Origin of the sequence: Cycloclasticus sp., from assembly GCF_019090545.1 — a bacterium.
Classification (GTDB): Bacteria; Pseudomonadota; Gammaproteobacteria; order Methylococcales; family Cycloclasticaceae; genus Cycloclasticus; species Cycloclasticus pugetii.
In genome coordinates this window covers 23,268-36,425 of sequence record NZ_JAHRVT010000055.1, presented here as the reverse complement: position 1 = coordinate 36,425, position 13,158 = coordinate 23,268, and the positions used below count along the sequence as shown (strand labels likewise).

The window sequence follows — 13,158 nt, the reverse complement described above, 5'->3', positions numbered from 1 at the left end:
TATTATGAAACCATCATGCCGTTAATCGCGGCATGATTAACTGGGAAAATAACTCCTAAGCAGGTTGTCCTAATTAGTGGAACCACTTCTATCTAACAAACCAGCCGATTGGTCCATTTTTCAAAAATGCTCCTTCGTACAAATTTCTGCTAACCTCAAACCTTTTAAAGGCGCTTATTATTTACATTTTTAGTTAAACCTTATAGAGACTTTCTTTCGGTTTAATATCATTATGTTCGAATTGTTTTTGCTATCAAGCCGCTAAACATGGTTCACGCTAACTCTTGATATTAAACTCTGTCGTTAACCAATCACAACACGCTTTTAATGACATTGGTTTTGCGCGGTAGAAGCCTTGCGCAATGTCACAGCCTAGCTCCTTTAGTTTATTCCATATCTCCTCTGTTTCAACACCTTCAGCAACCGTTTCCACTTTTAATTCTTTAGCAAGGTAAATGCAAACTTTGACGATAGACATTGCTTCGTCATCGTCTAACATTTTCATCACAAAGCTACGGTCAATTTTCAGCTCTGTAAAGGGTGCTTGGTAAAGTTGCACAAGTGATGAGTGACCTGTACCAAAATCATCAATTGATAAGGCAAAGCCTTTCATTCGGAGTCTATTCATAATATCTAGCGAGTCAGAAATAGATGTTAAAACTGCTGATTCTGTTAACTCAAAAGTAATGGCTCCTGTTGGGATACCAACATTAGCTAGCCTCGTACTTAATTGCTCTGGTAAAGATAAATCCAATAAATCTTGTGCAGAAATGTTAATTGAAATGTTTGGTTCAATACCTTTTTCACAAAATAAGCCGTAATCAGTGATGACCAAATCTATCACTTCATTGGTAATACTTGAAATCAGATTATTTTGTTCTGCTAGACCTATAAATTGATCCGGAAATATCATGCCACGCTCGGGGTGTTGCAAACGAACTAATGCTTCAAAACCAACTACTTTCCCTGACCTTAATTCAATCTGTGGCTGATAAAAAATAATCAAATAGTGAGACTCAATTGCGTGCTGTAAATCTGCCAGAGTAAATAATGATGTGCTAGATGTTGAGATTAATGGAGAAAGGTCAGTTTTATCAAGCATGATCTTCTTATGGGTATATATTTGCTTTATTTCATCAATAAAACTATATGGCTCCAGTGGTTTTGTTAATGTTCTAGCAACGACCACTTTTTTTGCATCAGCAAATTGTCTAGCGGAATGTAACACTTTCTCATCAAATCCACTAATCAGTACATAACTTGGCACGCTTCCTTTTGCATGAAGGTGCCTCATCACTTCGATACCATCCATTTCTGGCATATTTAAATCAAGCACAACAATATCATCACTACTAACAGGCTGATTGATAAACTCAACTGCCGATGTAAAACCTTTTGCAGAAAACCCAGCTACCTCAATCAATTCTTTAAGCATTTCAACTTGTTGCGGCTCATCATCTACCACATAAATAATAATTTCCTCTGGTAGCGTAAGAAACCCATCTACATTTAGAGCGTCTTCAATTTCTCGTTCATGCTCCTTGCTAAACCGCTTAATATGTTGATTCGTTTTATTTAGATACTCTATAAAACAGTCTTTTAGATACACAATGAACCCTGCAATGTCCCCATTTGCTTTAACGGTATTTTTGAATTTCTGGTGTAATTCTTGACTTATCATTTGGTGAAGAGCGACTTCACTATCAGCAAACGGGTAACTCAATGACTGCATAATAGCTTCTTTACGCGTAAAATATGATTCTCCATATAGGAGAAGGCCCATTGCTAATTTATTTAGCAGCGCCCTCTCACCCCCATTCTCGGCTATCACATGAGCTTCATAAAATAACTGAAATAAGCGTTTGTGATATTTATCAATAGCATCTATCCCTACACTCATCTCTGGAGCCCAATGCCATAGCTCATAACTTTTAACTTCAATCATCATCATTACCATAGATCAACGTTGAAACTCGCCTTAGCAATTCACCTGTACGATACGGTTTATACATCATGTTGTTCTGCAAACTTTTATCTTTCATTGCTGAGTGACGATTACTGCTAAAGCCCGTAGCCAATTGAACTTTAATACTCGGATAATTTTCTTTGATATGCTTCGCAAGCTGATAACCATCCATTTGAGGCATAATGACATCACTTAAAACCAAGTCAAATTTCGTTGTTGCTAACATCTCTATAGCCTCGTTACCATTTCTTGCTAGCAACACTTGATAGCCAGCCAACGTTAAAATTTCTAGAGCTAGCTTTCGTAAAGCAGGTTCGTCATCGACGACTAAAATTGCTTGCCCTTCACCTTGACGATATGGTTTTACTTCAATAGGGCCAGTATCATTCCTTTCCTCACCACGATACAGAGGGAAATATAAGGTAAACTCACTGCCTAGGCCTTTTTCTGAATATACTTTTATCGTACCGCCAGATCGCCCTGCAAAACCATATACTTGGCTTAAACCAAGCCCTGTTCCATCAATACCTTTCGTCGTAAAGAATGGGTCAAAGATGAAATCTACAATGTCTTTATCTATTCCGCAGCCATTATCTTTAACCGATAATGTTATATAATCATTTTCAGTTAATCCAAGCATCTCTGCCTCTATCTGAGAAAGGTGCACGGCACCTGTACTAACAGTTAGTTGCCCTCCATCTGGCATGGCATGTTTAGCATTGATCACTAAATTCAGCAACGTGTCTTCAAGTTCACTTTTATCAATCCATATAAGCCCTAGTGAGTCACACAGTTGGTAATGAACTGTGATCATTGCTGTTAGTGACTTGTTAATTAGATCTTTTTGATCATCCACTAGACTATTAACATCAACCGCTTCGGCTTCGGCTTCAGCCTCTGTGCTCTTTTGCTTAGAAAAAGCAAGCATCCGCTTAGTCAACTGTCTTGCTCGTTCCCCTGCCTGGCTTATATTTCCAATGTATTTTTGCAAACCTTTAACATTGGAAAATTTCATTTCCATGAGACTGGTATAACCTAAAATAACCCCCAACATATTATTGTAATCGTGCGCTATACCACCCACCAGTTTGCCTAAAGCATCCATTTTCTGTGCCCGTTGAATCTGAGCTTGCTGAGACTTTATTTCAGTTAAGTCTTGGCATGAACAGGCAAATCGGTGTTGTCCATTAGCTGAAACTGGCAACTCTGCAAGGGTAAGGCGCATAGGGAATGTGGTGTTTTTTTTGTATACACCAACAGCTTCGCGAGAACCAGCTAAAAGACACATGGCGTTTGCTTGACTATAACCCTCAGGCTGACCTTCATCTTTTTCACGTACTAATATCGATATATTTTGACCAATTGCTTCTACGCTACTTACACCAAATAAATGCTCGGCAGCGCGGTTAAAGGACTGTATGACCCCCGTCTCACTAAGCGTAATAATGCCGTCCCTGAGTGTGTCCAGAATATCGCGTTGCTCTTGTTCACTTTTCATCAATGCTTGTTGCGAAGCATGTTCCTGTGTTATATCTCGAACCAGCGAGACTGCACCAATCACCTGACCTGACTCATTAATCAGCGGGTTGTTATACCACTCACATAAGATGATCTTGCCTTCTTTTGTAACATTCTCATTTCTACTGTTTTTACCACCCGTATTCGTCATCAAGCCCTGCCATATTTTATCGACATCTATCACTGCACTTTCTGGTAATATCATGTCGGAAAAGTTACGCCCTTCGACTTCTTTGAGTGTGTAACCAAACATTAACTCTGCCGCTTTATTCCAATTAACAACCTCAAAATCGATGCTCCATTCTATAGCTGCCAATGGCGTTTGTTCGCGATATAGCTGTAGGTGCTGCATTGATGCGCGCATCTCAGTTTCCAGGTGCTTACGTACACTGACATCAACACCTTCAGCTACTAACTGAGTAACTTTATTGTTCTCATCGCGTATAGGGTGAAAGCCTATCTGAAGAGCCAGTACACCGTTATTAGTCATTATCTCAATATCGCGTAGCGTCTTTCGCCCATTAAAGGCTTCGATACAATCACTCTGAATAGTCTTTTGGAGAGCTGAGTTATAAGTAAACCAGTCATTCATCCAAAATTCTTTCCCAATAACATCCTCTGCTTTAAGACTGAGAGATTCTAGCGGCGTATTATTGATAAAAGTAACTCTAAAATCAGTATCTAGGACAGCGACCATCGTCTGCATATCATTAAATGCTTTTTCAACTTGCTGTTGAGCTTGAAGCGCTGCTTGGCGTAACTCATACTGCTCAGTTACATCATTAAACACTAACACCATGCCCAAAATATTATTATTTACATCACGAATAGCTGCTGCTGAGTCTGCAATTTGATATTCATCACCTTCTTTTGATATTAAGGTCGTATGGTTACTCAAATAAACCGTCTCACCGGTTTCGAGTACCTTTTCCACAGGGTTTGGTATTGGCTCTTTTGTAGACGCATTGATAATAGGAAAAATTGTTTTGACTGTCTGCCCTTGCGCTTCTTCTATTGACCAGCCAGTTAACGTTTCTGCAACATGGTTCATTCGAGTCACATGTCCCTGTTCATCAGTAGTAATAACCGCATCTCCAATACTACTCAATGTCACCTCTAAGTCTTGTTCTCGTTGCTTTAAAAGGTTTTCATAGTAATCACGAGAATTGAAAGCTTCTTTTAACGAGTACTTAAGTGTTTGAATATCTAGGGCGTCTGATTGCTTAAATGAAAAGTCGATACTTCCCCCAGGTTGATAATTCTGTAACGTAGTGGAAATTTGTTCAATTGGACGAACTACATAGCGAGTAGCGAGCCATGCTAGCAATGTAAATAGCATAGATAACACCATACCGAAGAAGAGTGTTTTTTTACTAGCCGTATTAACAGCTACCTGAATTTTCGTTTGGTTTAATCCAAGGTGCATTTGCCCCGAAAGGCTGGGAGTTAGTGCAACAGCATATTCATAAATAAGCCCCCGATTTTCAATATTATATTGAGCAACGAGATTAATTGGTCTCGAACCATTCAGTGTTGATGGGTACTTAGCAATCTGTTTATTTAAAAATTTAGGGAAGTCTGTATCATATGAATGGGCAAAAAGATGACCCTCCCTATCTATAACATACAAATACTCAATCGAGTTATTCTTGTAGTTTTGAGCAACCTGCAGCATTTGTGTTAATTGCTCCTTATCACCATTAATCACATCATCGGCAACCACACTCGCCATGGTGCGAACTAACGTTTCAGCAAATATTCTGTGTGTGTGTGTGTTTGCTGTTGGAGGACCTCATGTCTTACAGCATATAAATTAAGTACAGTTATTGTTAAGCCAAGGCTAAAAACAATAATGGATAAACGGGTACTTAGTCTCATTAAGAACGCTCCAAGTTAATAAAATCGAAAATATTCCTTTTTTCTAAATCAACATAGTCCTTATCTACTATTCATATGGAGTTTCACTTTTACCAAAATAATAATATTTATTGGTATATTGCCCGAAACTTGAAACTAAGTAAAACAGCGGGAATTTATATATAACTGTATCATTAAATTATTGATAAACAACTTTATTCAGTTCATTCACCCATCTATGACTGGGGTACATTAAATAATAAGTTGATTTGAATATCCCCAGAGCCTTTCATACTGCAAAATTCACGCATCATTTTTTTAGATGAATTTAAAATCATTTGAAAAAACAATATCACAAAAAAAGGCGCTGTTAAAACAGCGCCTTTTTTCTTACCTAACTATCTAGCAATATCAAGCTTTAGCAGCAATCTTCACTGTATCCGCTGATTTTTGATACTCTTCAATTTGATCAAAGTTTAAGTATCGGTATGTTTCATCCGCCATGGTATCAATTTTATTGGCGTATTCCATATACTCTTCTTTAGTTGGAATCTTACCTAATATTGCCCCCACTGCTGCCAGTTCTGCCGACGCTAAGTAGACAAAAGCACCATTTCCTAAACGATTAGGGAAGTTACGTGTAGAGGTTGAAATAACTGTAGACTTCTCTGCAACACGTGCTTGGTTCCCCATGCAAAGCGAACACCCTGGCATTTCAGTACGTGCACCTGATGTTCCATAAATATTGTAATAACCTTCTGCTGTCAATTGCGCCTCATCCATTTTAGTTGGAGGTGCAATCCACAAACGAGTTGGGGTTACACCGCCATACTCTTGCAATAAGTTACCCGCTGCTCGGAAATGACCAATATTTGTCATACAAGAACCGATAAAAACTTCATCAATCTTTGTACCAGCAACATCTGATAATGTTTTGACATCATCAGGGTCATTAGGGCATGCAAGAATAGGCTCGTGAATATCGCTCATGTTAATTTCAATGATTTCTGCATATTCAGCATCGGCATCGGCTTCCATTAGTTCTGGATTAGCCAGCCATTCTTCCATTGAAGTAATGCGACGTTCAATCGTTCTAACATCACCATAACCTTCAGCAATCATCCATTTCAACATGGTGATATTTGAATTCAGATATTCAATGATAGGTTCTTTGTTTAACTTAATAGTACAGCCGGCCGCTGAACGCTCGGCAGAAGCATCCGATAGTTCAAATGCTTGCTCAACTTTCAAATCAGGTAAGCCTTCAATTTCAAGAATACGACCAGAGAAAGCATTAATTTTGCCTTCTTTCGCTACCGTTAGTAAACCTTTGTCGATAGCCGCTAAAGGAATAGCATTGACCATATCGCGTAGCGTAATTCCTGGTTGCATTTCACCAGTAAAGCGAACCAAAACAGACTCTGGCATATCCAATGGCATAACACCTGTTGCTGCAGCAAAGGCTACTAGACCAGAACCAGCAGGGAATGAAATACCTAATGGGAAACGTGTATGAGAGTCACCACCAGTACCGACAGTATCTGGAAGCAACATACGGTTTAACCATGAATGGATAATTCCATCGCCCGGACGTAACGGCACGCCACCACGATTCATAATAAAGTCTGGCAAGGTGTGGTGAGTTGTAACATCAACTGGCTTAGGGTAAGCCGCAGTATGACAGAAAGATTGCATCACTAGGTCTGCTGAGAAACCTAAGCAAGCCAAATCTTTCAACTCGTCACGAGTCATCGGGCCGGTTGTATCTTGTGAACCAACAGTCGTCATATGTGGTTCGCAGTAAACGCCAGCTCTAATCCCTTTTACGCCACAGGCTTTGCCAACCATTTTTTGCGCTAAGGTGAAGCCTTTACCACTATCTTCGTGAGCTTCTGGAGTTCTAAATATCTCTGATGCTTCCAAGCCAAGTGATTTACGTGCGCGTAATGTTAAACCACGTCCAATAATTAAAGGAATACGGCCACCAGCCTGAACTTCATCAAGAATCACGTTTGATTTTAATTTGAATTCAGCCAACACTTCATCGGTGCCACTTTTAGTGACTTTTCCTTCATAAGGATAAATATCAATAACATCATTCATGTGTAATTTAGACACATCCATTTCAATCGGTAATGCGCCTGAATCTTCCATTGTGTTAAAGAAAATTGGCGCAATTTTGCCACCAATACAAACACCACCCGCACGTTTATTAGGGATGTAAGGAATATCATCACCCATAAACCACAACACTGAGTTAGTAGCAGATTTACGAGAGGAGCCTGTGCCGACAACATCACCTACATAGGCGAGAGGAATACCGTCTTTTTCCATTTCGTCAATTTGAGCGATTGGTCCTCTTTCACCTGGGACATCTGGTTGAATGCCTTCACGTGGCATTTTAAGCATCGCAAGCGCGTGTAAAGGAATATCAGGACGAGACCATGCATCAGGGGCTGGTGATAAGTCATCAGTATTAGTTTCACCAGTGACTTCAAATACTTTAACGGTTAACTTTTCGGCAAGCGGTTTTTTATTGGTAAACCATTCGGCATCTGCCCATGATTGAATCACACGTTTAGCAGCAGCATTGCCAGCCTCTGCCTTTTCTTGAACATCATGAAAAGCATCAAACACGAGTAGAATCTGAGACAGCTGATCTGCAGCTGTTTCGGCAAGTTCTGCGTCATCAAGAAGTTCAACCAATGGCATAATATTGTAGCCACCTAACATGGTGCCTAACAACTCAGTGGCTCTAACTCGGTCGATTAATGGAGAAGATGCTTCGCCTTTTGCGATAGCCGCTAAAAAACCTGCTTTTACATAAGCAGCTTCATCTACTCCTGCTGGTACGCGATTAATGATCAAATCAAGCAAGAACTCTTCTTCTCCTGCTGGCGGCGCTTTTAATAACTCAACAAGGCCAGCAACTTGCTCGGCATCCAGTGGCTTTGGAACAATACCCAAAGCAGCTCGTTCATTTACATGTTTACGATATTCTTCTAACACAGATCACTCCTAGGTTTAAAATTTGGGGCTTTAAGCAAGCAATACTTACCAATCAGGGTGAATATTTTAGCATTTAGCACTCAAAATTGACAGGTTTAGCGATAAGGTGTTTTATATACACATGCGGTTATTTAAAACAAATATCACAATTCTCAATGTGCCTAATCATTTTTAAATACCAACCAAACGACCTCTATAAATTAGTGCTAGTTGCTAACCGTGACGAATATTATCAGCGTGCAACACAAGCCGCTGGTTATTGGCCAGATCAACCGCATATTTTCGGTGGCATAGACCATGTTGCTGGCGGTAGTTGGTTAAGTACCGATACCTCAGGCCGACTAGCAGCACTAACTAATGTGCGGAAACCTCCCTTTATAGAAAATACAAAACTATCCCGCGGCCATTTAGTGCGTGATTTCTTATCTCAACAATCCACAGCTCCAGACTTCATAGAAAAACTAAAAAAACGGCGTGCTGATTACGGGTTATTCAATTTATTATTAATGGATCACACTGGCTTGTGGTATTACTCTAATGACTCGTTACATGTTCAACAAGTACCTGCTGGTATTCATGGGCTTTGTAATGCCTCCTTAAATACCCCGTGGCCAAAATTATCTACCGCTACAGCGGCCGTAGAAAAATCGTTAGCAAGCAACAAAATCGACCCATTTGAGTTATTAAGTACGATGCAGTCGCAAACCCAAGCTAATGACCAAGATTTACCTAACACCGGGATTAGCCTCGAATTTGAGCGTTTCTTATCACCTATTTTTATTCAAGGGAAAGATTACGGTACACGGTGCACCACATTACTAACTGTTGATGAACTAAGTGTTAAGTTTCTAGAAATAAGTTATGACTCGAGTGGAGAAATAACAGGTGATGTAAAAGAAGAAATTGAGCTAATAACTAGATAAACTAAAACTTTTTTATCAACCAACATAAACATGACAGCCGACTAATCAAGCACTAAACGATACGCGTAACCAACTTGGTACACAGCATTTAAATTTTGGGTTTTAATGCGGTCTTCATTAATTAGGCAGTTATTTTTGAGTGCTCAAATTGCTTATCCAAGCATCCTTCTGACTATCTCAATTGAGAACAATTTGCTGCATTCCCTTACTTAATAACTAGGCCGTCCTTTCTAGTTGAGCTCAACGTTGTGATACACCTGTTGCACATCATCTAAATCATCCAACATGGCAAGAAACTTTTCAAACAGTTCTACATCATCGCCTGTCATAGTAGTAAATGCCTGTGGAATAAACTGGATTTCATCTACTTCAAAATCAATTTCTCCTAGCTTATCAAGCAATGCTTGTTTTGCCTTAAAGTAGTCGGTAGGTAACGCAAAAACGGAAATTTTACCATTTTCATTTTCAATATCTGTTACGTCTACGTCTGCATCCATTAGTATCTCTAAAACCGCTTCTTCATTATCGTGTTTAAACACTAGAATGGCAGAATGATCAAACATATGACTTACGCTACCTTGCGTGCCAATTTTACATTTTGTTTTAGTAAACGCTTGGCGAACATCACCAAACGTACGATTTGGGTTATCAGTTAGACAATCAATAATAGCCATACTTCCACCGGGCCCATACCCTTCATAACGTGCGGGAGAATAATCTTCGCCACCACCGCCTTTTGCTTTATCAATCGCCTTTTCAATAACATGAGCAGGCACTTGGTCTTTTTTCGCGCGGTCAATTAAGCTACGAAGTGCCAAATTACCTTCAGGGTCAACACCACCTGACTTTGCGCTAACATAAATCTCACGCCCATAACGGCTATAAACCTTCGCCTTCATATCAGACGTTTTAGCCATAGACTCTTTGCGGTTTTGGTAGGCTCTACCCATGCGATTGATACTCCGAATTAATTTATTTACTGTTTATTTTAAAGCTAAGCGCAATACATGTGAATGTTGAAAGTGCGCTTACGTCGATTAATATCAACCGACCATTAGAATGTCTTGGTTAGTCTGCTTGCATTAAGACAACTTTTTTGTGATTTAAAGAAACCGATAAACTTCAACGTCTTTGGTTTTTTAGATGCCAATAGAAAACATTAAAAGGATGACAGACCTCGATGTAAATCTGCTGTTATATCGCCAGCATTTTCTAAGCCAACGCCTAAGCGTATTAAGGCGTCTGTTATACCAGCTTTGTTACGCTCATCTTCGGTTAGACGTCCATGTGTTGTGGTCGATGGGTGAGTAATCATGCTTTTTACATCACCTAGGTTAGCGGTTATCGAAATCATCTGCGTCATATCAATAACTTTCCAAGCATTGTTTTTACCGCCCTTTACTTCAAAGCTAACAATGCCACCAAAACCGCTTTGTTGCTGCTTAGCAAGCTCATGTTGTGGATGATTAGCTAAGCCAGTGTAATAGACTTTTTCAACATTCGATTGCTGTTCTAACCATCTCGCAACAATCAGTGCATTGGAACAATGTTTTTCCATCCGTAACGATAGAGTCTCTAAGCCTTTATGAAATACCCATGCATTAAATGGGCTCATCGTATGACCTGCGGTACGTAAAATTGGATAAATTTTTTCTTCTATCAGTGCGTTATTGCCAACAACAGCACCACCAATACAGCGACCTTGACCATCTATATATTTAGTCGCCGAGTGAACAACCAAATCAGCGCCTAAGCTCAGTGGTTTTTGCAAGGCCGGCGTACAATAAACATTATCAACGATAAGCAACGCACCATTGGCATGTGCTAATTCGGCTAGTGCTTTTATATCTGCTACATTGCCAAGAGGGTTAGATGGTGTTTCTAAAAAAAGAAACCTTGTATTTGGCTTTATTGCTGACGCCCATGCGTTGATATCATCGAGATCTATAAAGGTGGTCTCTACGGCAAATTTTTGCATGATATTTTTAAACATCAATGCAGTATTTCCAAAAACGCTACGCGAACAAATGACGTGATCACCGGCGCTTAACAAGCCTAAACAAACAACATTAATCGCCGCCATGCCTGACGATGTTGCCATTGCACGTTCGGCGCCTTCCATTACAGCAAGGCGATTTTCGAAAGCTCTAACTGTAGGGTTTGTAAAACGCGAATAAATATTACCCGCAGCTTTTCCTGAAAATCTCTCAAAGGCCTCTTGTGCGCTACCAAAAACATAACTCGACGTTGGAAAAATTGCATCACTATGTTCATTTTCTGGCGTTCTGTGCTGACCTGCTCTAACACCCTGCGTTTCAATGGAGTAATCTTGCCAATCAATATCTGACATATATGCGCCTTTTATAATTAGTGAGAGTTATGCAGTTCAATCACTGTAGGATCCAAATCGTTGATCGCTTTTTGATCATCTGATCGACTTAACCCTTGCTCTCTAAGGTATTCATCGCTAACCGTTCCGGTAACATAATTTTGATTAAAGCAAGCCGCATCAAAATCAACAATTTCTGGGTTACGTTTTCTAACCGACTCAAATAAATCATCGAGCTCTTGATAGATCAACCAATCAGCGCCTATGGCTTGTTGTACTTCGTCCGTTGTTCTATCGTGCGCAACTAATTCTTCAACAGCCGGCATATCAATACCATAGACATTTGGGTAGCGAACGGCTGGGGCAGCCGATGCAAAATAAACTTTTTTAGCCCCGGCTTCACGCGCTAATTTAATAATTTGACCTGAAGTTGTCCCCCTAACGATGGAATCATCGACCAATAAAACGTTTTTACCTCTAAACTCTAGATCAATGGCATTAAGTTTGCGTCTAACCGATTTTTTACGTTCTAGTTGCCCCGGCATAATAAACGTGCGGCCAATATAGCGATTCTTAATAAACCCTTCTCTATATTTGACATCTAGCATATTAGCAAGCTGTAAAGCAGAGGTTCGACTAGTATCTGGGATAGGGATTACCACGTCGATATCATGATCAGGACGAGTTCTCATGATTTTTTCGGCTAATTTCTCACCCATTCTTAGACGTGATTTATACACCGAAACATTGTCCATAATTGAATCTGGACGAGCTAAATATACGTACTCAAATATACAAGGTGTTAAACGAGGGTTTTCTGCACACTGTTTGGTGTGTATTACCCCGCCTTTTTTAATAAAAACAGCTTCACCCGGTGCAATATCTCTAATTAATTTAAAATCTTGAGCATCCATGGCAACTGATTCCGAAGCAATCATATAATCGCTACCCTCATCAGTTTCACGCACACCATAACAAATGGGTCTAATGCCATTAGGGTCACGAAACCCAACAACGCCAAAACCTGTAATCATTGCTACGACTGCATAGGCTCCTTCACAACGTTTATGTAGGGCTTCTACTGCTTTAAAAACGTCATTTTCATTAAGTTTTAATTTGCCTAAAGATTGCAGCTCATGGGCTAATACATTTAATAAAATTTCCGAGTCCGAATTAGTATTGATATGGCGCTGATCTTCGATAAACAGTTCTTTTTTCAGCGCTGCGGCATTTGTTAAATTACCATTGTGCGCCAAGGTAATGCCAAAAGGTGAATTGACATAAAATGGCTGAGCCTCTGCAGAACTTGAGCAGCCTGCTGTTGGGTAACGAACATGAGCAATACCCATATTTCCTTTCAGTTCTAGCATATGACTGGTTCTAAAAACATCTCGAACTAAGCCGTTTGCTTTACGAAGATGCAGCTGACTGCCTTCACAAGTGACAATACCAGCGGCATCTTGACCGCGGTGCTGCAAAACAGTTAACGCTTCATATAACTCTTGATTAACGTTGTGATGAGCAACGATACCCGCAATTCCACACATTTTGATTCA

Annotated in this window: 7 protein-coding genes; 1 reads left to right on the top strand and 6 read right to left on the bottom strand. The window is 39.9% G+C overall.

All coding sequences use genetic code 11. From position 1 onward, the window contains the following. Nucleotides 1–277: 277 nt before the first annotated feature. The 3 genes from KUG63_RS11685 to acnB form a co-directional block, all read right to left on the bottom strand. Nucleotides 278–1,951, bottom strand: a complete 1,674-nt coding sequence (locus KUG63_RS11685) for an EAL domain-containing protein (protein ID WP_287555431.1) — start codon at nt 1,949–1,951, stop codon at nt 278–280. Next, nucleotides 1,938–5,216 carry a PAS domain S-box protein gene (locus KUG63_RS11680; protein ID WP_287555429.1) on the bottom strand — a complete coding sequence of 1,093 codons (3,279 nt, stop codon included), beginning with the start codon at nt 5,214–5,216 and terminating at the stop codon, nt 1,938–1,940. Before KUG63_RS11680 ends, KUG63_RS11685 begins: the two co-directional genes overlap by 14 nt. 536 nt (nt 5,217–5,752) lie before the next feature. Continuing rightward, entirely contained in the window at nt 5,753–8,350 is a 2,598-nt protein-coding gene (gene acnB, locus KUG63_RS11675; protein ID WP_287555428.1) for a bifunctional aconitate hydratase 2/2-methylisocitrate dehydratase, read from the bottom strand. A gap of 155 nt (nt 8,351–8,505) precedes the next feature. On the opposite strand from acnB, the gene KUG63_RS11670 reads away from it, so the two are divergent. Continuing rightward, nucleotides 8,506–9,273, top strand: a complete 768-nt coding sequence (locus tag KUG63_RS11670; protein ID WP_015005901.1) for an NRDE family protein — start codon at nt 8,506–8,508, stop codon at nt 9,271–9,273. A gap of 230 nt (nt 9,274–9,503) precedes the next feature. Here KUG63_RS11670 and KUG63_RS11665 read toward each other — a convergent pair whose 3' ends face one another. The 3 genes from KUG63_RS11665 to purF form a co-directional block, all read right to left on the bottom strand. Continuing rightward, nucleotides 9,504–10,223: a YebC/PmpR family DNA-binding transcriptional regulator gene (locus tag KUG63_RS11665; protein WP_287555426.1), complete on the bottom strand. Its 720-nt coding sequence runs from the start codon at nt 10,221–10,223 to the stop codon at nt 9,504–9,506. Between the two features lie 209 nt (nt 10,224–10,432). Further along, nucleotides 10,433–11,623 carry an O-succinylhomoserine sulfhydrylase gene (locus tag KUG63_RS11660; RefSeq protein ID WP_287555424.1) on the bottom strand — a complete coding sequence of 397 codons (1,191 nt, stop codon included), beginning with the start codon at nt 11,621–11,623 and terminating at the stop codon, nt 10,433–10,435. 17 nt (nt 11,624–11,640) lie between these two features. Continuing rightward, complete coding sequence (gene purF / locus KUG63_RS11655) at nt 11,641–13,149, bottom strand: amidophosphoribosyltransferase (RefSeq protein ID WP_015005898.1); 1,509 nt, start codon at nt 13,147–13,149, stop codon at nt 11,641–11,643. Nucleotides 13,150–13,158 lie beyond the last annotated feature (9 nt).